Genomic DNA, 22,678 nt, shown 5'->3' on the forward strand with positions numbered 1-22,678 from the left:
ATTCCCTTTTGCGTGGAACCTGTCATTTTCCGTCGTTTCACTTATTTTTCAAAGCGCAGGCCGACCACCCGGCGGGGCAGGCCGGAAAGCAGTGCGATCTGCTCCTGCGTCAGGGGGTTGTAAGTCAGGCTCCATTCTTCAAAATTCGGGTCGATGAGCAGGCAGGCGGCGAAAAAGTCCGCTTCCCTTTCATAGCGGGGCGCGCACAGATTGGTCAGGTCGGCGATGACCTGCGCGTTCAGCCCCGGATGAAGAAGCAGATGCCCCAGCTCGTGGGCGCAGCAGTAGCCGCTTTCCGTTTTGGAGAGAGTCTCTTTTAGTACAATAATCGGTTTTCCGGATTCGGTGCGAAAACAAAAACCGCGGACCTGCTCCGGCAGGTCCAGCCTCTGAACCTGGACCCCCATGCGGTCGCACAGGCAAAACGGAGAATTGCTCTGAAAACGCGCGGTAATCCGGTGCGCCAGCTTCTCGATTTCGTTCATCTTTACCTCCCGGAACCCTATTTCTTCGGAGAAGACAGGGCGGCGGCGACCCGGATGGCGTTCGCCAGCTTTTCGCGGTCGCCGCGGCTGATCGGCGCGCCGTTGAACATCAGCCCCGGCTGGCGTTCCAGCGTGCGCGCGAAACTGTCGATGACGTCCCCGACGTCGCTGGGGCGCGGCGTTTCCAACAGCTCGTCCGTGCTGCATTCCAGTACGGACGCCAGACGCTTAAGCGCCGTGCTGTCCGGCACGCGCCGCCCCTGTTCATACATGCCGACGGCCGACGGAGAGACGCCCAGGCGAGCGGCAAGCTCTTTCTGCGTCATTCCGCGCTCACAGCGCAGCTGCCTGATTTTATCGCTCAGCATTTCAAACACCCTCTGCGGTTTTCTTCATTTTATCACACAAAACGTGTTATTTCAAGAAATCTTTTGATGCCGAGAGGATGAGTCCCAAATTTGACCCTTAGCGTTTAAAATAAGAACATGTGTTCTAAAAAGTCTTGAAATGATTCTGGTAAGATGCTATTCTAAGTAAGCAGCGGGCCGAAACGGTTTTCGTTCGGTGCAGCTCTGTACAAAACAGCTACACGAAACGTGTAGAGAAAGGAAGTATATGGACTATTGCAAATGGGGGATGGAGTATCTGCGGCAGGCGCAGAAGCTGAAAGAACATTTAAAGCCCTTGCGCAGGCGGCTGAAAAACACCTCCGGGGAGGACTATGTTCTGCTCTGCCGGCGCGTTTCGATGCTCAATGAGATGTACCTGGAGCTTTGGCGCACGGGCAGGGATCTTTTGGAAAGGGGAGACGGAGAATGAAGCGAGGTTCCAATTTAAGCCTTGATTTGTTTGGGGACAGGCTGGATTTGAGCCAAAAGGGCTCTGACGACGGCGGCCGGCACAAGCGGATGCTCCGCACCATGATGCTTGCGGCGCAGGGGGAATTGACCGCCCGGCAGATGGAGTGCGTGCGCCTGTGTTACGAGGAGGGGAAAGGCGTGAGTGAAATTGCGGAAGAATTGGAGCTTTCTCCCTCCACGGTGTCCCGCCACCTGAAGAAGGCGCGCCTTCGCCTGAAAAAAATCCTGCAGTACTGCTATCCTTCGCTGAAAGGAGACCGCCCGTCCGCGCCAAAAGCCCAAAACGGGCGGAAAACGGCGGTCAGTCAGCCTCCGCGCGCGCAAGCCCGGACAGAAGGCGGTCGAAATCTTCGCTGAATTTTTTCAGCCGGATCGGCCTTCCTTCCCGGTTGCAGAAACAGTGTCCGCTTCTGCCGGTCGCGCGGAGACTCCCGGTTGAAAGGTCCGTGATGCGGTAGTCGATGGTCATCCGGACTCCCTGATAGGCGGAGACCCGGACGGAAATGCGAACCGTATCGCCGAATCGCACCGGGCTTTTATACCGGCAGGAGACCTCCGTCACGGGGATCATCAGGCCGTCGTCCTCCAGCTTTTTGTAGCCCCAGCCGATCTGTTCCAGAAAATCGATGCGGGCTTCCTCCATCCACCGGATAGTATTGGAATGGTGGATGATTCCCATTTTGTCCGTTTCGTAATAATTCGCTTTGCGCAGGTAGGGCGCGGGGGCGGGCAGCGAATCTGTTTTCTCAAGGGTCAGCAGGCGCTTTTTGATTTCCAGTCCCGCGGCGTAGCCGACGAGGGAGCCGTCCGCCCCGACCACGCGATGGCACGGAATCAGGATTGCGATCGGATTTTTATTGTTTGCCATACCCACGGCGCGGGATGCTTTCGGGCTCCCGATCTGCTCCGCGATTTGACGGTAACTGCGGGTTTCCCCGTAAGGGATGGTTTGCAGGGCGTCCCAGACGCGTTTTTGAAAGGCGGTTCCCTCCGGCGCGACGGGCAGGTCGAACGCGGTCCTTTTTCCGGAGAGATATTCTCCGATTTCCTCGGCGGCTCGGTCGGTCAGCTCCGAGCGGCGAAGCTCCGCGGGATCCAACGCGCCGAAATGGACCGTGGTAATCGCGTCTCCGTCGGACGCGACGGTGATTTTTCCGATCTGTGTCTCGTAAATACAGCAGGCTTTCCCCGATTCGACCGGCGCGGCCTTCTTTTTTTCACTTTCCGGCATTTTTGTCACCTCTCCCTGAAAAATTTATCTTTTCCCCAGTATAGCAGAAAACAGGACGATTGGAAACCGCCGCGGCGTGCAAAAGCGGGGCCACTGCGAAAGCAGCGGCCCCGCCCAAAATGGGGAGAAACCTTTTAGCTGATTTTATCTTTTGTCAGAACGGAAACGCCGGTATCCACATCTTTGTTTTCAATCGTCTGGCCGGAAAGAATGGACACCGCCGCTTTCATGCCTTCATAACCCATGACTTCCGGATTCTGCGCCATGGTGCAGAGCAGGGAACCATCCTTGATCAGCGAATAAATGGAGTCGGATTTATCAAATCCAACGCCGACCAGGTCGCTTTTGCCGGAGCCTTTGATCGCGTTGCCTACGCCGACGGTGCAGCCTTCGTTGGCGCCGAAGAGCCCGACCGCGCCCTGCGTGATGTAGTTGTCCGCGATGTCCTGCGATTTCGCCGCGTCGCCCTCGCTGTACTGGGTTGCGAGAAGCTCATACCCTTTGCCGTCAAAGGCGGAACGGAATCCTTTTTCACGCGCGACGGTGGAAGCGGTGGCGGAGTTTACGTTCACAACACCGATTTTGCCGCTCGTTTTACCGGCTTTCTGAAGTGCTTCAAGCATTTGCTCGCCGGCCTGTTTGCCTGCTGCCTCATTGTTCGTCGCAAAGGTGGCTTCGCCCTCTGTCTTCGCGGCGGAATCTACGTAGATGATTTTGATTCCCTTGGATTTTGCGTCCTCCAGAGCGGAGGTGATGGCATCCGGGCCGTTGGCCGCAATCAGGATTGCGTCGGCGTTGTCGGCAATCGCGGTGTTGACGCGTTCAATCTGCTGTGCGTCGTCCTTTTTGTCGGGAGCCAGCCACTTGTAGTCGACATTGTTGAGCTCCGCGACTGCTTTTTTGCACCCCTTATCGACCGAAACCCAGTGCTGGTCGATGCTGTCCATGGTGATCAGAATTACTTTGTGGTTTTTTTCACCCGCGGCCTGGCTTGACGCGGCCCCTGCGGAAGAACCCGATTCGCCGCCCGCGGCGGAAGCGGACTGCGACCCCTGGCTGCAGCCGGCTGCCGCGCCGAGAATCATGACTGAGGATAAAAAAGCTGCCAACAGTTTCTTTTTCATACAATAAAACCTCCCTGTTTTTATGATTTAAAGCGGTTGCTTTAAATTATTTGGCCGAACCGACCTGAACGGGTAAAACGCGCTTTGCCTTTTTGTGGGGCTTGTTTTTGCGGATGACCACGTCGAGCAGGACGGAGATTACGACGATTGTGCCGATGACAATGTTGCGGATTGCGACGGGCGCGCCGGCAAACTGGAGTCCGTTCTGAAGCACGCCCCAGATGGAAGCGCCGACCACGGTGCCGACCAGCAGACCCTCGCCGCCGAAGGTGGAAATCCCGCCGATGGCCGCGGCCGCGACTGCGTACATTTCATACATGTTGCCGGCGTCCATGGTTCCCATCCCCGCGATTGCACAGGTGATCAGGCCGACCACGCACGCGCAGAAGGCGCTGACAACGTAAACAATGACGGTTGTATTCACCGAATTGACGCCGGAGAGCTTTGCGGCTTCCATATTGCTGCCGATGGCGTAAATATGACGGCCGGTTCTGGTTTTACCAAGGAGAAAGTCAAAGGCAAGAAACAGAATCACCGCAATCCAGATGGTGTTGTACAGCCCCAGGGTCTTTCCGTAGTAAAACAGGTTCCGAAATCCCTGCGCCGAGTCGCCGATCGCGTCGGTGTTATAGTTGTTGTTGACAATCTGGGCGACCCCTCTCGCGATGGTCATGGTGCCCAGCGTTGCAATGAACGGCGGTACCTTGCACTTTGCGACCAGAGTGCCGTTTAAAACCCCGACTCCCAGACAGATCAGGATGGTAATCATCGTCGCGGCAAAGGGAGCAACCCCTTTTGTCATCAGCGTTGCGGAGATCATGCAGCTCATGCCGACCACCGAACCGATGGAAAGGTCGATGTTTCCCGTAATCAGCACATAGGCCTGCCCGATGCCGATAATCAGAATCGGGGCGATCTGCCGGAGCAAGTTGCCGACGTTGCGCTCGGAATAAAAGGAAGAGCTCAGCATGCTGAAGACGATGCAGAGAACGATCAGGCCGGCGGTTACGGTGACGACCTGACCGACCCCCCGAATGGACATAAACCGTTTCCAGGCGTTTTGCCTGTCTTTTGTTTCCATATTCTAATGCCCCCGTATCAATAGTTTGCAGTCAGATTGCTTCCGGAAGACCGGATTTCGTGTCAAACGTGGTTGCGTATTTCAGGATTAGATCCTGGGAGGCTTCGCCAATCTCCATTTCTCCGGTGATTTTTCCGTCGCACATGACGAGAATCCGGTCGCTGATTCCGAGAATCTCCGGCATTTCGGAGGAAACGAACAACACCCCGATGCCCTGCTTTTTCAATTCGTTCATCAAATTATAAATCTCTACCTTGGCCGCCACGTCGATTCCCCTGGTCGGCTCGTCGAACATCACGACTCTGGAGTTCCGGGCGAGCCATTTCGCCACAACCACCTTCTGCTGGTTGCCGCCGGAGAGCGTCGCCACATTCACGGCGGAGGACGGAAGCTTGATATTGAGGTCCTGAATGGATTTTTCCGACAGCTTTTTTTCTTTTTTCCGGTCGATGACGCCGAACCGGTTGCTGAGCATGTCAAGGTTTGGCAGAGAAATATTGCTCTGTACGCTGAGCTTGATGCAGAGGCCGTCTTTTCGGCGGTCCTCCGGGACCAGCATAATACCCCCGCGGATTGCGTCGATGGGGCGGCGGATGACAACTTCCCGTCCGTCCAGAAGAATCTGCCCCGAGTCCTTCGGGTCCGCCCCGAAGATCGCGCGGGTGGTTTCCGTTCTGCCTGCTCCGAGAAGCCCCGCAATGCCGACGATTTCGCCCGCGAACAGATCAAAGTTGATGTCCCGCACCATTTTTCCGGCGTTCAGGTTTCTGACTTCCAGGATTTTTTCTCCGCGCGGGCAGGAAATCCGCGGGAATTTTTCCGTGATTTCACGGCCGACCATATTGGCGATGATTTCGTCCATGGTGGTATCCGCGAAATTCATGGAGGTGATGTAGCGGCCGTCCCGCATAATCTGCACACGGTCGGCGATATTCTGCAGTTCTTCCAGCCGGTGCGAGATATAGACAATGCCGCACCCATCGCCTTTCAGCCTGCGAATGATCTGGAACAGCTCGTCGATTTCGCTCATGGTGAGCGCGCTGGTCGGCTCATCCATAATCAGGACCCGGGCGTCCGTCGACAGGGCCTTTGCAATTTCAACCATCTGCTGTTTGGAAACCGCCAGATTTCCCACTGCTTCGGCGGGGTCGATATCCAGATTCAGCCGGGCGAGAATTTCCGCGGCGCGCCGGTTCATGTCCTTTCGCTGAAGAACGCCGCAGCGGGACTCTTCCCGGCCGAGAAAGATGTTTTCCGCCACGGAAAGATGCCTGCACAGGTTCATCTCCTGATGAATAATCGCGATGCCCAGCTCCTGCGCTTTCTTTGGATTCAGGTCTTCGACGGTTTTGCCGAACAGCCTGATTTCGCCCTCATCCTTTTGATAGACGCCGCTTAAAACATTCATCAGGGTTGATTTGCCGGCCCCGTTTTCGCCAAGCAGAGCTAAAACTTCCCCGGACTTCAGCCGGAACGACACGTCGTCCAGCGCCTTTACGCCGGGGAAGCTCTTGCAGATGTGGTCCATCTCAACCAGGTACTCCCCCACGAAGCTCACTCTCCTTTTCCATTGCGTCCGTCTTAACTGTTTTCAGTATAGCAGGATTACCTTTTCGCGGTAAGGGGAGCGCCTTTCGATTTAAGGGGGGTATTTTTCGGTATTTTTGATGTTTCCAAACATAATTATTGAACTGATAATAAAAAATATAGACAAATTAACCACGAATCATAAAATGATTCCTTCGGAACGGAACAGGTAGAACTCGTCTCTGTAATACTCCTGACTGAACCGCCCCTTTTTCAGCAGGACCAGCCGGTCAGCGATAACCAGGGAATCCGCAAGATTCACCGACGGCATCACGACGGTAATTCCTTTCCGTTTCATCAGGCCGATCAGGTCGATCAGGTGCCTGCGCAGATACATGTCCGCGCCCGCAAAGGGCTGCATGCAGAATACGATCTTCGGGTTTCCGAGCACCGTACGGTAATAGACCAGATCATACAGGGAGGGAAGGCTCAGTCCCTTGACGTTCGGCTCGTAAATATCGTCGCCCACCAGCGCTGCGTACTCCTTTTCAATATGTCTTTTCATCCGTTTGCCGACGGGCAGGCGGTTTTGCTTTTCACCAATCAAAAAACAGAGGTTTTCAAGGTAGCTCATATCCTTGAAAATCATGCTTTTTGCGGGATTTTCGTCGATGAACGCGACCCCGTTCGCCGCGGCGCGCCGGGCCATGCGCTGCGTGTAGGACGCCCCGCAGAAAATGATTTCTCCGCTTTCCGGTTTCAGGCTCCCGTTCATTAAAGCCATAATATCCCGCAAAACCGTGTTGTCGATGTCCAGCAGAACGGTGCATTCTCCTTTCGCGACGGAAAAGGACATGCCGTCCATCGTTTCGGTCCGGACATCGCGGAACGAAAGAAATTCTTCTCCCGTGCGGGAAACCGGTTCTTTTTTTGGCAGATTGTCGAAGCTCTTGCTGTAAAACGGAAGCATGTTTTCCGGAAGAAACTCCCCGCGGTCGAGTACTTTCAGAATTTTGCCGTCTCTCATCAGGGAAATGCGGTCGCAGATTTTAAACGCCTCTTCATGGTGGCTGCAAATATACAGAACGGACAGGCCGTTTAGGCAGAAAAGCCGAAGCAGGCAGTGAAGATTGATCAGATCCGCCGCGCTGACGGAGTTGCTGATGTCCCTGACAACGACGAGCTTTTCCCCCATCATCAGCGCCCGCAGCAGCTCTACGGTGCATTTTTCGTAACGGGACAGGTTCGCGACCAGATCGCCGCCGTTGACTGCGATTCCCAGCCGACTTGTGAAAAGCCGAAGCTGCTCGTTTAAAACCCGGCGGGAAATGACGAATTTTTTTACGCCCCGGCGCAGCACGAAAATATTGTCGGAGACGGTCAGGTCTTCCACCAGGCGGCTTTTTTGCTCAATGACGGCGACCCGGTTCGGCGTCATGGGGCTGTGCTGGTAATTGTTGACCAGCGTTTCGTCAAAGTAAACGCGCCCGTAATGAATGGGCGCGTTTTGACAGATCAGACGGATCAGGGATTCTTTCCCGTTTTCGTTCAGGTAGACAAGACCCATGATTTCGCCTTTGAAAATATGAAGATTAAAATGATCCAGCAGGGTCAGTCCGTCCTCAAAGGTGGTGACCTGGTCCATCCTCAGTATCTCATTTTTCATAGGTGCCTCTGCCGTCCTTTTGAATCAGCGGAAGGGTAATTTCCACATCGGTGCCCACGTTCTGCGTGCTGTACATACAGATTCCGTACTCCTCCCCGAACAGGAGCTTGATTCGGTTGTTGACGTTCACCACCGCGATTCCGCCGTGGGACTCTTTTTCCGGATTGATATAATCGAGCGTCATGTCGCCCAGCCGGCTGTTGATTTCGCGGAGACGTTCCTCCGTCATCCCGATTCCGTTGTCGGAAACGGTGATGATCAGGCGGCGGGCGGTCACTTCGATTTTAATCCGCAGCCGGCCTTTTCCGATGATCCGTTCAATTCCGTGGTAAATCGCGTTTTCCACAATGGGCTGCAGCGTCAGCTTGGGCAGACAGTAGGACATGATTTCCGATTCGTGGTCCGCGTCGTATTCCACGCTGAGATTCAGCTTTTCCCCAAACCGATACCGCTGGATAATATAATAATTCCGGATGTTTGCCAGCTCGTCCTCCAGGGTAACCAGATTTTCGGAGCCTGAAATCGTGTAGCGAAAAAACGTGGACAGCGCTTCCGTCATCTTTGCCACGCTTTCAAGACCGGCGCTGAGCGTCTCGCCCCGGATTCCCTCCAGCGCGTTATACAGAAAATGGGGGTTGATCTGGTTTTGCAGGGCAAGGTACTGCGCCTGCTTCTTTGTCGCGCTGATCAGCTTGTCCGTGTTCATGATCTCCTGGATTTTCCGTACGGCGTCTTCAATTTCCGGGCTGAGCGCGGTGCGCTGACTGAACAGGCCGTTCATGGTGTAGCCCGTGGAAAACAGGCGCAGCGCCCGGGAGTTTTCCAGATAAGGCCGGCGGATCCACCGCCAGAAGACGGCCGCCGCCGCGGCAAACAGAAGAAAGCCCGCGAACACGAGCTCCATGTGGCGCTCTTCCCGGACGGCCACGGCGGTCCACGCCGCCAGGTACAGAAGAAAACACGCCGCGCAGACGGCAATCAGCCATGCGACCCGGTTTGAAAGGTATTTGAATTTTTTTCGTTTCATGCCGTTTCACGCCCTAAGCATACAATTTACGGTATTCGTTCGGCTTGAGCCCCGTGAATTTTCTGAAACTTTTCGTAAAGTGCTTCTGATCGCTGTACCCCACCTGCTCACAAACCGCGGCAACATTCAGGTTCGTTTCTCGAAGAAGCCGCTTTGCCTCTTCCATCCGTACTTCCGAAAGATAGTCGACAAAATTGCTGCCGGTTTCTTTTTTAAACAGCGTGCTGAAATAGGTCGGGCTGAATCCCACCGTGCCGCTGACCTCTTCCAGCGTCAGCGCACTGCGGAAGTTCTGCCGGATGTACTGCTTCGCCTGCCGGATGGGACGGGTGTCCGTTTGCCTTTTCTCTTCGGCGATCCGGTCCAGGGAGCCGGTAACCCGCGCGCAAAGATACGCGAACAGCTGCGAAACGCTGCCGCATCGGTTTGCCCGGGTCAGGAAATCACCCCGTCGCTCCCCGCCGCTTTCAACAGCGATCTTCAGACCGCGCAGATGCGTCAGGTACAGGTCGAACGCCTGGGAAGCGACGTAAAAAATTTCCTCGCCGCTCAGCTTCTTTTCCTCTTCAATTTTTTTCCCGAGTTGGAGAATACATGCCTGTACGGCGTCCCGGTCCAGGATTTCCAGGAACAGAGAAAGCTTTCTGTCAAAGTCCGAAAGCAGGCCGTCCGCACAGCCCGTGGAAACAGGCGGATGCGCAGGCTCGATGAGCCGGTCGCAGCCCACGACAAGCCTCTGCTCCACCGCGTATTTCGCGGACTGAAAGCTGCGGTGGAGCATTAAAACCTCCGGCTCCGCCTCGCCGATTCCCAGGGTGAAGGAAAACTTCTCAAAGGCGGCCTTTTGAAGCATCAGCTCATCCAGAAGGGATTTCATACTTTTTCGCAGATTCTTTTTTTGTTCGGGTGCGTAATTCAATACGCACCATGTCGTGCTGTCCATAAAGCTGGTTTCCAGGTCGAAACAGATGCCTTTCAGCGTGCGGCTGATAATCTGGACGGCCTTGTCTTCCAAAATCCGGATGGCGCTGTCGTACTCGTCCTCCCATCCGCAGTCGATCTTTACCGCGCAGACCTGATATAGGCCGGGGCGGAACGAATAGCGATAGGTTCGGTTCACCTCGACCGGACCGGCCCCGTCCGGCAAAACCGCTTTCCCCGGCAAAAGATCGGCAAACAGATTCTGGCGCAGCTTTTCCGTACCGCATTTCAGCTGGTCGTAAAGCATCTTTTCCTTGCTGATCCGTTCGCTGCGCCGCAGGTGCTTCTGGCGAATTCGGTTCAGGGAGGCCATCAGGTCTTCCCTTTTGATCGGCTTGAGGAGATAATCGCCCACACCGTACTTGATCGCGTCCTGCGCGTACTCAAAATGCTGGTATCCGCTGATGATAATGAAGCTCAGGTTCTCGCTGAGCCCCCTGGCCCGGCGGATCATTTCGATGCCGTCGTAGCCGGGCATGCGGATATCCGTGATCATCAGGTCCGGGGAAAGCTCTCGGACCATGTCGAGGGCTTCCACCCCGTTGTGCGCGATTCCCGCGATTTCCATATCCAGCTCGCGCCAGTCGACCAGATTCCGGATCAGCTGGCACACCTTGTCTTCATCGTCTGCAATAATTACCTTGATCATTTTTTCTCCTTGTTTGCTTTGAGAAGGCCGAATCATTCGTCGAACAGTTCGGATTCGACAAATGCGCAGATCATATGATAAACGGACAGATGGTCCTCCTGAATCTGATAGGTTTCCTTGTGCGGGGCGACGACGCAGCAGTCGGCGAGCTTCGCGAGCCGCCCCCCCGTTTTTCCGGTCAGGGCGATCGCAACCGCTCCGGCGGTCTTTGCGGCCATCAGGGCGTAAACCACGTTGGCCGCGTTGCCGGAGGTGCTGATGCCGAGCACGGCGTCGCCCGGCCGTGCGTAACCCAGAACCTGCTGAGCGTAAACCAGAGCTGGGTCCGCGTCGTTGGCGAAAGCGGAAATCAGCGCGGCGTGGGCGTTCAGGGAAATCGCCGGCAAACCGCGCTGAAGTTTTTCAGCCAGAAACGCCCCGTCATTTCCAAATTCCTGCTTTAGCCGGTCTTTCGTTTGCTGTTCCAGCGGCCGTTTCAGCAGGAAGCCCTTCATCAGCTCCCCGACAATATGCCCGCCGTCGGCGCAGCTGCCGCCGTTTCCGCACACCAGCAGCTTTCCTCCGCCGCGGTAAACGTCCAGAACAGCGGCGCATGCCCTGTCGATGCTTTCGCGTACCGGCAGCAGGTCGGGTCTTCGCAGGTAAAGCTGCTCCATAATTTTTTTACTGGATTCCTTCATGCTCTAGCTCCGTTTCATAATTGTATTTGGCGGTCATCAGCGCGGCCGCGTCCCCGACGTTTTCCAAAAGCGTGCTGGGCACGACCCGGCAGTTTTTACGGACGGCGGGCAGCGCTTCGCGCTCGATCACCTGTTCTGCAAAGGGGTAGATTTCGTCGTAACATCGGGCGAAGATACTGCCGATGACGATCCGCTCCGGATTGAGCACATCCATCAGAATGGACAGCCCTTTGCCGAGCTGAACGCCGACCCTGCGCAGAATTTCTCTTGCCAGCGGGTCGCCCGTCTTTGCAAATTCACCCACACGGGCCGCCGTGACGCCTTCCATCCCGTTTTCCCCCCGGCACAGGGCGGGCTGCTTTCCGGACTGCAGCTGCTCCAGAATCATCAGCTTTGCAAGCTGGGCGATTCCTCCGCCGCTGCAGAACCCCTCAAAGGACCCTGCCTTTCCGTAACCGCACGGACCCCAGTTTTCCAGACGGATATGCCCGACCTCGCCGGCCATGTCACACGAGCCCTTGTAGAGGCGTCCGTTTAAAATCAGGCCGGCGCCAAGGCCGGTTCCGAACGTGAGAAAAATCATGTTCGAACAGCCCTTTCCGGTGCCCAGCTTCCATTCCGCCAGAGCGCACGCGTCCGCGTCGTTGCAGAGCCAGGCGCGCAGGCCGGTTTTTTCCGTGAAATAATCCGTGACCGGCACACGGTCCCACCCGGGCAGATTCGGCGGGGAAAGAATCAGTCCCGCGCGGCTGTCCAGCGGGCCGCCGCAGCTGACGCCGATTCCGCAAACCCCGCCGATTCCTCCCGCCCGCTGTGCGCAGAACCGGATATCGTCCGACAAAAGTTTCAGCATTTTTTCCGCAGGCACGGATTTTGTTGGTCGGACGGCACATTTATGCAGAATTTTTACATTGTCGTCCACGATTTCGCCAAGGCAGACGGCGCATTTGGTTCCGCCGAGATCAACGCCGATTTCCAGCATAAGAACATCCCTTCTACATGATTGTATACAAATTGTTTCAGTCAATTAAGATTATTTTATCTAGTAATACAAAGATAGTCAATACAATTCTGATTTTTCAGGGCAATCGGCGAAATACGGGGCATGGAAAAGCCCATGGGAAGGGCCTGATGCGCGCGGGCTGCTTAAAAATAATCCCTCAGTGGTATGACGTTCCGTTTTTTTGTAAGCGGGCATAAGAAACAGGCAGCACTGGTTATTTATAGAAAATAAAATGTGAATAAAATGAAAAAGTAATTGCAAAAAAAGAATTGATGGATTATAATAGCAATTAAATTTACATTTAAAATTAAATATCAAAAAATGAATTTTCATTAAAATTTCAATTCAGAATTTGCCCGGTTAAAAGGCAAGCAGGTGAAACCGGGCCACAGTAGGTATGACAAACGGACAATAGCAAATTTTTCAGCAGAAGCGGATCAAAGCCGCCTTGTTTTCACGATGCAGAGGCGAGCCGGAGGGGTTAAGTTGTTTCAGAATATTCGAGCCATGCGCGTCAGCGACCAGATTGTCTCTCAAATCCAGTGCCAGATTGTAGAGGGAAAGCTGACGGAAGGACAAAGGCTGCCGAATGAGACGGACCTGTCCCAGCAGTTCGGGGTCAGCCGGGCGTCGGTGCGCGAAGCCCTGTCCGTGATGGAGTCGAAAGGCATTGTGGAACGACACAAAAACGGGGGAACGTTTCTTTGCAGGTTTTGCCTGGAAACAATTCTGAAGGCGATCGACATCCCGCGAAAACCGGACATTGAAATGTTTGAAGACCTTTACGAAGCAAGAGAGCTTCTGGAAATTAAAGTGGCGGAGCTGGCCTGCCGGCGGGCGGATGAGCTGGATCTGATGAAAATTGAAAGAACCCTGCGCCTGATGCAGGAAAGCGTCGACCGCAACGACTCCGGAATTGACTCCGATATTTTATTTCACCAGTGTATCGCGATGGCGACGAAAAACCAGGTGATTGCGGGAATGGTCCGCTCCCTGGGGACCACCATGAAGGAAATGCGGGTCAGGACGTTGGCTTACCCGGGAAGGCTTGCAAAATGCTTGCAGGAGCACCGCGACATTTATCTTGCCATAAAGAACCGGGATGAAAAGGCCTGCTGCTCTTTGATGGAACAGCATTTCGGCGAGGTCGCAAAGATCCGCGCCGCGATGCAGCTGCAAAGAAAGAACGATCCTCCGCGCAAAAAGCCGGAAAAAGTTTGACCGTGAGCATAAGCTCATAAAAATAGATTACATTTTGAAGAAGGGTGAATTATGAAAAAAAGAAAAATTACCGGGTTTGCAAGCTTCGCGCTTGCTGCATGCCTGCTGCTGTCTTCGTGCAATGGGGGAAGCACGGCGAGCAAAGCCGCGAACAGCGCTCCCGCGTCATCGGCAAGCAGCGGTTCTGCTGCCGTCAGCAAGGAAGGTGAGCTGATTGCAGCAACGGACCCCTCCAAACTGCCGGCGGTTGCAGCACAAAGGAAGGACACGCTGGTCATCGGTATCAATAAATTAGACAATTCATTCAACTGGATGTACAATGAGAACGCAGACGTCCAGTATGTTCTGTATGCCATGAACTGTACTCTCTCCGGCAATGACGAGCAGGGTAATATTATCGATGGGACCGCTTCCGTATCCGTCTCATCCGATGGCCTTACATATACATATAAGCTGAAAAAGGATACGTTTTCCGACGGCACCCCGGTTACGGCAAACGATTATATCAACTGCTTCAAAGTGCTTTACGACAAGAGCTATGACGGTCCTCAGGATCCAAGCACAGTCCCCGTTTTGGGAAAAGAGGATTATACGAATGGCAAAACGAAGGATATCGCCGGCATAAAGGCTCTGGACGATAAAACACTTCAGATTAAATTGACAAAGCGCAATTCCAGCGCATTGTATCAGTTGGGTTCCACCATCCCGATTTCTACAAAAAAATACGGCGACTTGATCAAACAGGGGGATTTGTCCGGCTTTAAAAAAATGGATATGATCAATTACGTCAGCGACGGACCCTACATACTGACCTCCTACAAAGTTGGACAGTCCGCAACATTAACGGCTAACCCCAATTATTTTTTGGGAGCGCCGAAAATCAAAACACTCATTTTTAAAGAGGTTGCTGAAGGCTCCGAACTACAGGCTTTGACCACCGGAGAAGTCGACGTTGAGCCGGAAGTAACCTGCAACGCGGACCAGATTCAAATGGGCAAAGCTGCAAAATTCGTTAATATGTGGATTCAGCCGACGCTTGGTTATGGTTACGTCGCCCTGAACTGCCAGAATCCTTTGTTCAATGATTTAAAAGTCCGTCAGGCACTTTTGTATGCCCTTGACCGCAAAAGCCTCGTCAAATCGGTTTACGGAGACTACGGATCCGTGTTGAATTGCAACCAGACGAAGATCAGCTGGCTGTACTCGGATAAAGGCCTAAACACATATGATTGTGATCCTGACAAAGCAGCATCTTTGTTGAAAGAAGCCGGCTGGACAAAAGACAGCAGCGGCAAGCTGATGAAAGACGGCAAAGAATTCAAATTTACGTTTTCGTGCATGAAAGGAAACCCTGTTACGGATGTTTTGGTTCCTATGATGATCGACAGCTATAAAAAATTGGGCATTACCATGCAGTCAGAATATATTGACGGTCCGACCATGTTTAAAAAGCATCAAAAAATGAATTATGATATGGAATTTATGGCTTGGGTTTTAAATGCCGACCCGAATGATTCCTTTATCTACAAAAAAGGCGGCGCTCAGAATTACAGCGGTTTCAGCGACCCTGAAATTGACAAAGCATATGATGCGGGGCTCGCCGCAACCACAAAGGAAGAAATGAAGACTGCTTACGAAAAAGTGTATCAGTTGATCAACAAAGATCTTCCCTGCTACTTTGTTTACCAGCGCAGCGACTGCATTGCTTACAATACTCGTGTCAAACACTTTAAGTCATCTTCTTATACCGGATTCTGGAATAATCTTCAGGAACTTGAACTCGCATAAGCTTTCGAGCAATACCATTTGAGGACGGAAAATTCAGGAAAGAGGTTGCACTCTTTTCTGGATTTTCACGTTTATTCAGAAAGGGAGATGTTTGCTTAAATGCGTTTGGTGGTAATGACATGAGGCAGTATATTACAAGACGGCTGTTGCTGATGATTCCCATTCTTATCGGTGTATCGATTATCGTATTTTTTCTAATTGCCGCAATACCGGGTGATGCCATTGACGCCCAGTATGCCCAATCGCATCTTACCCCAGAGAGGATAGCGGAAATGAAAGCCATGCTGGGCCTTGATAAGCCTGTGTGGGAACGCTACCTCATTTGGGCGGGAAACGCCCTGCGCGGCAATTTGGGCTACTCTACGCAGTACAATATGCCGATCGCCATGGTGATCCACAGTTTTATCTGGAATTCCTTTTTGCTCGCTATTGTTGCCTTTATTCTGGAACTGGCAATCGCAATTCCGGTCGGTGTGTTCTCTGCAACAAAGGTTCATTCGACATTCGACGTAATCTTCACCGTCGTTGCCTTTGCCGGGATCTCACTGCCCTCGTTCTTTCTGGCGCTGCTTCTGCAGAAAGTCTTTTCCGTCGATCTTGGGTGCCTTCCGTTGGACGGAATGAGTACGGTAGGAATTACTATGACCCCGATACAGCAATTAGGTGATTTGTGCCTTCACATGATTCTGCCGGTAATTTGCTTAACCATGATGCAGGTTGGCGGAACAATGCGGTATGTGCGTACATCCATGCTGGAAGTAATCCATCAAGATTATATTCGCACGGCACAATCAAAAGGTCTTTCGGAACGTGTTATCATTTACAAACACGCATTAAGAAATGCGGCAATTCCGATTGTTACCTTCGTAGGCGGAGCTTTACCCGGCTTATTTTCCGGTGCGTTGATTACGGAAACTATTTTTGGCTGGCCCGGCATCGGAAAGATTTTTCTTGCTTCCATCAGTCAACGTGATTACATGTTCATGATGGGCTATATTATGCTGCTTGCGTTGTTGGTTATGTTTGGAAACCTGCTTTCCGATATCTTATACAGCGTGGTTGATCCGAGAATACGTTTGAAGTGAGGCAGGAAAATGGAAAACATAAAAGTGTCGATGAAAAAAGAAAATATTGATTCTCCGTGGCGTCTTGCTTTCAGGCATTTGCACAAAAACAAAATGGCGATGGTTGGGCTGATTTTCCTGCTTATTATGATTGTAGTTTGTGTTATCGGGCCGCTGCTTTCACCGTACGGAGACGTTACGCAGGTTGACATTGCGAGTGCAAAGCAGCCCCCGAATGCTCAGCATTTGTTAGGGACCGATACCAGCGGACGTGATATTCTTACACGGTTGATGTTCGGCGGCCGTCTTTCTCTGATGATTGGTTTTGGTGCGACTGCAGTTGAAATTCTGATCGGCGCGTTTTTAGGTTGTGTTTCCGGTTATTACGGCGGAATAGTTGATTCCGTTATGATGCGTTTGGTTGACATTATACTTTCGCTTCCGGGATTGCCTATTTTGATCATGATCAGCGCAATTTTTTCTGAAATGCACATTGATACCGGCTTGCGAATCTATCTTTTAATATTGATTTTAGCCTGTCTCGGGTGGGCAGGAGTCTGTAGATTTTTCCGAGGCCAAGTGCTCACGATTCGGGAAATCGATTATATGACCGCAACGGAAGCCATGGGCCTGCATGATATGAGGAAAATTGCGAAACATATCATGCCAAATGTATTTCCACTTATTATTGTTACCGCAACGCTTGAAGTAGGCAATATCATTTTGATGGAGTCCGCCATGTCCTTTTTAGGCGTGGGCGTCCTGCCGCCTTACGCCAGCTGGGGCAATATGGTTCAGGAAGGTTCCAACATGGTGGATTTTACTCTTCATCCGTGGATGTGGATACCCGCCGGATGCTGCATTCTGGTCACCGTGCTTTGCATTAACCTGTTTGGCGATGGGGTTGCGCGATGCCCTCGATCCCAGAATGACTAAATAATAGGAGGGACTGCTGGATGGCGTTTGTGGAATTCAAGAATTTACATACCTGGTTTTACACCGAAAGCGGAATTGTGAAGGCTGTAAACGGCGTCAGCTTTGAAATTCCGGAAGGGAAAACCGTCTGCGTCGTGGGCGAATCCGGGTGTGGGAAAAGCGTAACCGCGCTTTCCATGATGCATCTGGTTCCGTCTCCGCCGGGAAAAATCGTCGAAGGCGAGATTCTGATGGACGGGATCGATCTTTTGAAGCTGAGCGACAAGGAAATGCAGCAGATCAACGGGAATAATATTTCCATGATTTTTCAGGAACCCATGACGTCGCTGAACCCTGTTTTTACAGTGGGTTATCAGATTATGGAAAACCTGTTGAACCATTCGACCGTCAGTAAGGAAGAGGCTAGAAAAAAAGCGATCGAAATGATCCGTCTGGTCAATATTCCGCGCGCGGAGGAAATTGTTGATTGCTACCCGCATGAGCTTTCCGGAGGAATGCGACAGAGAATCATGATTGCGATGGCCTTAATCTGCAATCCCCGTTTGTTGATTGCGGACGAACCGACAACGGCTCTGGATGTGACAATTCAGGCACAGATTCTGGACCTGATGCGCAAGCTGAAAGACGAGTTGAACATGTCCATCCTGCTGATTACGCACGATTTGGGCGTGGTGGCGGAAATGGCGGATTATGTTGTTGTCATGTACGCCGGAAAAGTCATTGAAAAAGGAAATGTTGCGGATATTTTTGCCCATCCGACCCACCCTTACACCGTCGGACTGCTGAAATCCAAGCCGGTCATCGGACAAACAGAGCACAACAAGCGTTTGTATTCGATTCCCGGCCAGGTACCGAACCCCGTCGATATGCCGGAAAACTGCTATTTTAACGAGCGGTGTGAATTCTGCACAAAGCAGTGTAAAGAGGAGATGCCCGTTCTTCGTGAGATCGAACCCGGGCACTTCGTGGCATGCTGGGTAAAACCCGAACAATGAAAGGGAAATGACGATGGAAGATTACATATTGGAAGTAAAGGACCTGAAACAGTATTTCCCAATCCGCGGCGGAGTGCTTCAAAAGACAGTCGGATGGGTAAAGGCGGTCGACGGCGTTACGTTCAAGGTGAAACGCGGCGAAACGCTGGGAGTTGTCGGCGAATCCGGGTGCGGAAAGTCAACGCTGGGGCGCAGCATTATGCGCCTGTATCAGATGACAAGCGGGCAGGTGCTGTTTGAGGGAAAGGACTTCGGGAAGTATTCCAGAAGGCAGCTTCGCAAGCAGCGCCTCCGGATGCAGATGGTGTTCCAGGACCCCTATTCTTCGCTTGACCCGCGCATGACGGTGGGAGAGATCATCGGAGAAGCTCTGATGGACCACCATATCACAAACCGCAGCGGCATGCGGCAGAAAGTGAAAGAAACGATGGATCTGTGCGGTTTGCCGTCCTACTATATCAACCGCTATCCTCACGAATTTTCCGGAGGGCAGCGCCAGAGAATCGGCATCGCGCGCAGCCTTGCGCTGGATCCGTCCTTCATCATCTGTGACGAGCCGGTTTCCGCGCTGGATGTTTCCATTCAGTCGCAGATCATCAATTTGCTTTGCGAGCTACAAAAGGAAAAAAAGCTCTCGTATATTTTCATTTCCCATGATCTGTCGGTCGTCGAGTATATCAGCGACCGGATTGCGGTCATGTACCTTGGAAATATTGTGGAAACGGCGGCGAAGGAAGACCTTTACGCGCACCCTTCCCATCCTTACACACAGGCGCTTCTTTCCGCGATTCCGCTGCCGGACCCGACCAGAAAACGCGAGCGGATTATTTTGAAAGGTGACATTCCGTCCCCGGCCAATCCGCCGTCCGGGTGCAAATTCCGCACGCGCTGCCCGATGGCCTGCGAAAAATGCGAAAAAGAAGTTCCGCCTTTTATCGATTTGGGCAAGGAACATTTTGTTGCCTGCCATTTCGCAAAATGAAACCACTGAATTTTCTAAAACTTGGGCAGGGCCCAAGACCCGACCTCCTGGAAGAGGAGCTCAGGCGGGAAGAAAAGCGCAAAGCCGAGCAAAAGGAGCAGCAGAACCGAAGCGAGCCGGCGGAGAAGTCCGCCGGAAAGGGAACGGGAGAAAACAGGCCCGATTTTGAAGGCAAGGATATTCTTGCCATGATTATCGCGATGTTCCAGCTGATTCTACCATGGATCGCGGTCGGAATTTTGGCGTATTTCCTGTTGATGTTTTTAATCACCAGAATATAAAATGGCCGCGCCGTGTTACGGCAGGCCGGAGATTCCGAAATGAAAAGGGATTGTAGAAAAATAGCTTCTCAAAAAATGCGCTTTGAATGGGCTAAAAAGTCTATTTCAAGGCGCATTTTCTTGCATTTTTGGCGGCTCATTTCTACAATTTGCTGCTGCAAATTCGTTTTGCAACATCCTCTTTTCAAATTTGGACCCATTTTATTCCCGTATGTAGAATACGGGGTGGAACGAATAAAAAGAATCGCCCAGCGGACTTTTTGTCGGCTGGGCGATTTTTTGTTTGGACTTTCCTCGTCAGGAGCCTGGTTATTTGTCGTACTGCGGGTTGAACGCATAGAAATTCTTGGAGTCGAGACTGTCGGTGATAATCCGTAACCCTTCGCCGAAGCGCTGGTAATGTACGACCTCGCGCTCGCGCAGAAAACGGATCGCGTCGCGCACCTCGGGGTCGTCGTCGCAGTAACGCAGAATGTTGTCGTAGGTCAGGCGGGCTTTTTGCTCGGCGGCCAAGTCCTCGTGAATATCCGCCAGAGAATCCCCGGTGGAAGCGAATGTTGCGGCGTTGAACGGCACGCCGGAAGCGTCGGCAGGATAAATGCCGGTTGTATGGTCGATAAAATAGGCGTCGAAGCCGGCTTTTTTGATTTGCTCCGGGGTTTGGTTGCGGGTCAGCTGATAAACAATGGCTCCCACCATCTCCAAATGCGCAAGCTCTTCGGTGCCGACATCGGTCAGAATCGCCTTGAGCTCCGGGTTCGGCATGGTGTATCGCTGGCTCAGATACCGCAGCGACGCCCCCATCTCTCCATGCGGTCCGCCGAATGGCCTACCGCGATGATTTTTTACCTGTAATACAGGCTGATTCGGTTTTGCGCGCGGTCAAATATGATCTTTCGGACCAGACACCGCAGCAGGGCGTTTTTTTGGTCGGGGGGAAAAGCGCCGTCGCGAAGGAATAGAATCAGGTCCGACGCAACGGCGTTCTGGTTTTCGCCGGACAGGCGGTTTAAATCCGTCTCCAGCGCATGGCAGGCGCGTTCGATTTCACCGCGTTCCTTTAAGTATTCCGCCAAATGCTCCGCGCCGCCCAGATAGGCCTCCCGCAGCCTTGAAAGGCGGCGGCGCTCTTTCCTCAGCCGCAGGCGAAGCAGCCCGCGCTCCTCGCTTTCCTCCCCGGAAAAGGGGGGAGAAATCCGCAGGGCGGTTGTTTGCAGGTCGTTTTCCAGCAGGGAAACCACCATGGCTTCCAGCTTCCGCGTGGAAATCGAGTGGGATTCCTGACAGGTCCCATGACTGTATCCGCCGCACTGCATGCTGCCCGAGGAGGAAGGAATCAGAAGCGATCCGCAGCCGGAACAAAAGACCAACCCCCTCAGCATGCACGGCGGCGCGCCGCGCCTGCGGACCGCGCCGGGGCGCAGACGGCTCTGGGCTTCCTCCCAAAGTGTTTCCGGAACGATCGGTTCATGGCAGCCCCGCGTCAGAAGCGTATCGGTTTCCGGGGAGCCCCGGCCCAGCGGCCCGCCGGGGTTCCACCTGAGCGCCCCGCAGTAGACCGGGTTTTTCAAAAGGTAGCGCACGGCGCGCGGTTCCCACTTTCCGCCGCGCCGTGTGCGAAGGCCCGTTGAGTTGAGCTTTTCCGCAATTTCGCCCGGGGACGCGCCGCGGAGGAAATCGGCGAAGACCAGCCGGACCGCGGCGGCCTCCTCCGCGTCGGGCACAAAGCGCTTCTCCGCCATCCGGTACCCGAACGGGGGGCCGGCGACCGGTTCGCCCCGAGCAATTTTTTTCCCGCATGCCTCGGCGGACCTCTTCGGCGAGATTCACGCTGTAATACTCGTCCATCGCCTCAATCATCGCTTCCACCAGAATGGAGGTCTTTTCGTCGCCGAGCGGCTCGCTGACCGAGATCACCTCGATGCCCCGGCGCCGCAGCAGGGTCTTGTAAAGGACGCTGTCCGCTCTGCTGCGCGCGAAACGGCTGAATTTCCACAGAAGGATGCAGTCGAACGGGCGCGGCCTGCGCTGCGCCTCGGCGATCATGCGCTGAAATTCCGTGCGCTTTTTCGCTCCGCGGCCGCTCACGCCGTCGTCCTCGCGGAAGATGTAACGGTCCGGCAGCAGATAACCGTTGCTCTTTGCGTAGTCGCGGATGCAGCTGAGCTGGCTGTCCGGGCTGTATTCCAGCTGGTCGCTGGTGGAAACGCGGATATAGGCCGCCGCAGTTTTCATGGAAAGTCACCCTTTGCGCGGGAATCGGCGGGGGATAGGACGGGCCGACGCCCCGTATAAATAGAAACGGGGTGAGTAAAATGAAAAAGAAGCCGTTTCGGTTTACGGGCGAGTGCTATTCGGCGGACCGGTCCGGAAATTTTTCGCTCAGAAGCCGCGCCGAATTTGAACAGCTTTCCGGGCCCGGCAGCGGCGGGTTCAGGGTGGTCGGCCGCCGGGAATATCTGCCGCGGGAAGAACAGCTCCGGCAGGACCGGGAACGGATGGAGCGCGCGGAGCGGGAAATGAACGCGCGTCCGTAGACGGTTTCGGCCTATTTCCATTTTCGCGCTCCGGCAATATGCAGATAGCGGACCTGTGAGAAAAAATAACGGTCCAGCGGTTTCATGTAAACGTCATAGGTGTGCGCCGCAACATAGATTCCGTCTTTTTCCACGGCGACCACGACGGGAGTATGGTAAAAACGCGCTCCGTTGCCCAGTTGGACCAGGTCGCCCGGCCGGATCCCGGAAGGGTCGGTTTCGACGGCGAAAGGTCCCGGCCCGTGGTTTCCGACCAGAAAGTCGTGCAGGTATTCGACTCCGCTCCAGGAGGCGGTCCGGTCGCCGGGACTGTTGTAGTACCAGCCGGTGTCTTTTTGATAGTTCATCACGCCGCATCCGGCAAATACGCACTGGGAGGCGAAATTGGTGCAGTCTCCGCCCATCCCGTCGAAGCTGTAGTATTTTGGGTTTCGGCTCGTTGCCCACTGTCTGGCGTAGGCGACCGTTTTTTCCCGGTCGTAGGAAATTTCGTTCAGCATTTGGATCCCTCCGGTTTCATGGCGGCTTTCCTATCATCCTATGCTGCGAAACAGGAAAGT

23 protein-coding genes and 3 pseudogenes are annotated in these 22,678 nt (G+C 53.5%); 10 read left to right on the forward strand and 16 right to left on the reverse strand.

The genetic code is table 11. The features are described 5' to 3' along the window. Positions 1-41: 41 nt before the first annotated feature. Positions 42-485 carry an ImmA/IrrE family metallo-endopeptidase gene (locus HCR03_RS15230; RefSeq protein WP_066647194.1) on the reverse strand — a complete coding sequence of 148 codons (444 nt, stop codon included), beginning with the start codon at positions 483-485 and terminating at the stop codon, positions 42-44. A 17-nt stretch (positions 486-502) separates the two neighbouring features. Continuing rightward, positions 503-853 (reverse strand): helix-turn-helix domain-containing protein, encoded by a 351-nt coding sequence (locus HCR03_RS15235; RefSeq protein ID WP_066647191.1) that lies wholly within the window; start codon positions 851-853, stop codon positions 503-505. Between the two features lie 247 nt (positions 854-1,100). Between HCR03_RS15235 and HCR03_RS15240 the strand changes: the two genes are divergently transcribed. Continuing rightward, the gene (locus HCR03_RS15240; RefSeq protein WP_066647190.1) at positions 1,101-1,304 is read left to right on the forward strand and encodes a hypothetical protein; all 204 of its coding nucleotides are present in this window, start codon (positions 1,101-1,103) and stop codon (positions 1,302-1,304) included. Further along, positions 1,301-1,702, forward strand: a complete 402-nt coding sequence (locus HCR03_RS15245) for a sigma-70 family RNA polymerase sigma factor (protein ID WP_066647189.1) — start codon at positions 1,301-1,303, stop codon at positions 1,700-1,702. Before HCR03_RS15240 ends, HCR03_RS15245 begins: the two co-directional genes overlap by 4 nt. Here HCR03_RS15245 and HCR03_RS20640 read toward each other — a convergent pair. The 10 genes and pseudogenes from HCR03_RS20640 to HCR03_RS15295 all read right to left on the reverse strand — a co-directional run bounded on the left by HCR03_RS20640 (position 1,647) and on the right by HCR03_RS15295 (position 12,293). After that, positions 1,647-2,105: an acyl-CoA thioesterase gene (locus HCR03_RS20640; protein WP_228725212.1), complete on the reverse strand. Its 459-nt coding sequence runs from the start codon at positions 2,103-2,105 to the stop codon at positions 1,647-1,649. The two genes, HCR03_RS15245 and HCR03_RS20640, sit on opposite strands and share 56 nt — an antisense overlap. Then, positions 2,079-2,576: pseudogene (locus tag HCR03_RS20645) on the reverse strand (methylated-DNA--[protein]-cysteine S-methyltransferase); the annotation flags it as partial. The pseudogene HCR03_RS20645 and the gene HCR03_RS20640, both read right to left, overlap by 27 nt. Positions 2,577-2,710: 134 nt before the next feature. Continuing rightward, the gene (locus tag HCR03_RS15260; protein WP_156991503.1) at positions 2,711-3,700 is read right to left on the reverse strand and encodes a substrate-binding domain-containing protein; all 990 of its coding nucleotides are present in this window, start codon (positions 3,698-3,700) and stop codon (positions 2,711-2,713) included. Positions 3,701-3,746: 46 nt separating this feature from the next. Then, on the reverse strand, positions 3,747-4,781 hold the full coding sequence (locus HCR03_RS15265) for an ABC transporter permease (protein WP_066647182.1): 1,035 nt from the start codon (positions 4,779-4,781) through the stop codon (positions 3,747-3,749). A gap of 31 nt (positions 4,782-4,812) precedes the next feature. Then, positions 4,813-6,330 (reverse strand): sugar ABC transporter ATP-binding protein, encoded by a 1,518-nt coding sequence (locus tag HCR03_RS15270; RefSeq protein WP_187035214.1) that lies wholly within the window; start codon positions 6,328-6,330, stop codon positions 4,813-4,815. A 177-nt stretch (positions 6,331-6,507) separates the two neighbouring features. Further along, positions 6,508-7,974, reverse strand: coding sequence for an ATP-binding cassette domain-containing protein (locus tag HCR03_RS15275; RefSeq protein ID WP_187035216.1), 1,467 nt, complete (start codon positions 7,972-7,974; stop codon positions 6,508-6,510). Then, complete coding sequence (locus HCR03_RS15280) at positions 7,964-9,001, reverse strand: sensor histidine kinase (RefSeq protein WP_187035218.1); 1,038 nt, start codon at positions 8,999-9,001, stop codon at positions 7,964-7,966. Before HCR03_RS15280 ends, HCR03_RS15275 begins: the two co-directional genes overlap by 11 nt. A 13-nt stretch (positions 9,002-9,014) precedes the next feature. Next, positions 9,015-10,631 (reverse strand): response regulator, encoded by a 1,617-nt coding sequence (locus HCR03_RS15285; protein ID WP_187035221.1) that lies wholly within the window; start codon positions 10,629-10,631, stop codon positions 9,015-9,017. Positions 10,632-10,663: 32 nt separating this feature from the next. Continuing rightward, a complete protein-coding gene (locus tag HCR03_RS15290; RefSeq protein ID WP_187035223.1) occupies positions 10,664-11,311 on the reverse strand; it encodes a D-sedoheptulose-7-phosphate isomerase in 648 nt (215 codons plus the stop codon). Continuing rightward, positions 11,295-12,293: an ROK family protein gene (locus tag HCR03_RS15295; protein ID WP_187035225.1), complete on the reverse strand. Its 999-nt coding sequence runs from the start codon at positions 12,291-12,293 to the stop codon at positions 11,295-11,297. The genes HCR03_RS15290 and HCR03_RS15295 overlap by 17 nt, the downstream gene beginning before the upstream one ends. A 507-nt stretch (positions 12,294-12,800) precedes the next feature. On the opposite strand from HCR03_RS15295, the gene HCR03_RS15300 reads away from it, so the two are divergent. The 7 genes from HCR03_RS15300 to HCR03_RS15330 all read left to right on the forward strand — a co-directional run bounded on the left by HCR03_RS15300 (position 12,801) and on the right by HCR03_RS15330 (position 19,581). Further along, positions 12,801-13,535, forward strand: coding sequence for a FadR/GntR family transcriptional regulator (locus HCR03_RS15300; RefSeq protein ID WP_187035227.1), 735 nt, complete (start codon positions 12,801-12,803; stop codon positions 13,533-13,535). Positions 13,536-13,586: 51 nt separating this feature from the next. Then, positions 13,587-15,323 carry an ABC transporter substrate-binding protein gene (locus HCR03_RS15305; RefSeq protein WP_187035229.1) on the forward strand — a complete coding sequence of 579 codons (1,737 nt, stop codon included), beginning with the start codon at positions 13,587-13,589 and terminating at the stop codon, positions 15,321-15,323. Between the two features lie 119 nt (positions 15,324-15,442). Beyond that, positions 15,443-16,408, forward strand: a complete 966-nt coding sequence (locus HCR03_RS15310) for an ABC transporter permease (RefSeq protein WP_187035231.1) — start codon at positions 15,443-15,445, stop codon at positions 16,406-16,408. Positions 16,409-16,438: 30 nt separating this feature from the next. After that, positions 16,439-17,323, forward strand: a complete 885-nt coding sequence (gene opp4C / locus HCR03_RS15315) for an oligopeptide ABC transporter permease (protein WP_228724983.1) — start codon at positions 16,439-16,441, stop codon at positions 17,321-17,323. A 20-nt stretch (positions 17,324-17,343) separates the two neighbouring features. After that, positions 17,344-18,318, forward strand: coding sequence for an ABC transporter ATP-binding protein (locus HCR03_RS15320; RefSeq protein ID WP_187035233.1), 975 nt, complete (start codon positions 17,344-17,346; stop codon positions 18,316-18,318). A 13-nt stretch (positions 18,319-18,331) separates the two neighbouring features. Beyond that, a complete protein-coding gene (locus HCR03_RS15325) occupies positions 18,332-19,300 on the forward strand; it encodes an ABC transporter ATP-binding protein (RefSeq protein WP_187035235.1) in 969 nt (322 codons plus the stop codon). Then, positions 19,297-19,581: a hypothetical protein gene (locus HCR03_RS15330; protein WP_187038178.1), complete on the forward strand. Its 285-nt coding sequence runs from the start codon at positions 19,297-19,299 to the stop codon at positions 19,579-19,581. The genes HCR03_RS15325 and HCR03_RS15330 overlap by 4 nt, the downstream gene beginning before the upstream one ends. Positions 19,582-19,890: 309 nt before the next feature. Here HCR03_RS15330 and HCR03_RS15335 read toward each other — a convergent pair. The 3 genes and pseudogenes from HCR03_RS15335 to HCR03_RS19855 form a co-directional block, all read right to left on the reverse strand. Further along, a pseudogene (locus tag HCR03_RS15335) lies at positions 19,891-20,406 on the reverse strand (manganese catalase family protein); the annotation flags it as partial. A gap of 20 nt (positions 20,407-20,426) precedes the next feature. Continuing rightward, entirely contained in the window at positions 20,427-21,305 is an 879-nt protein-coding gene (locus HCR03_RS15340; protein WP_187035237.1) for a recombinase family protein, read from the reverse strand. Positions 21,306-21,414: 109 nt separating this feature from the next. Further along, positions 21,415-21,816 (reverse strand): annotated as a pseudogene (locus tag HCR03_RS19855) (recombinase family protein); the annotation flags it as partial. 80 nt (positions 21,817-21,896) lie between these two features. On the opposite strand from HCR03_RS19855, the gene HCR03_RS15345 reads away from it, so the two are divergent. Then, complete coding sequence (locus HCR03_RS15345) at positions 21,897-22,118, forward strand: hypothetical protein (protein WP_187035239.1); 222 nt, start codon at positions 21,897-21,899, stop codon at positions 22,116-22,118. 11 nt (positions 22,119-22,129) lie between these two features. On the opposite strand, the gene HCR03_RS15350 is transcribed toward HCR03_RS15345, so the two are convergent. Further along, a complete protein-coding gene (locus HCR03_RS15350; protein WP_066645376.1) occupies positions 22,130-22,618 on the reverse strand; it encodes an amidase domain-containing protein in 489 nt (162 codons plus the stop codon). Positions 22,619-22,678: the final 60 nt, after the last annotated feature.

This window comes from Caproicibacter fermentans (assembly GCF_014303955.1).
Classification (GTDB): Bacteria; Bacillota; Clostridia; order Oscillospirales; family Acutalibacteraceae; genus Caproicibacter; species Caproicibacter fermentans.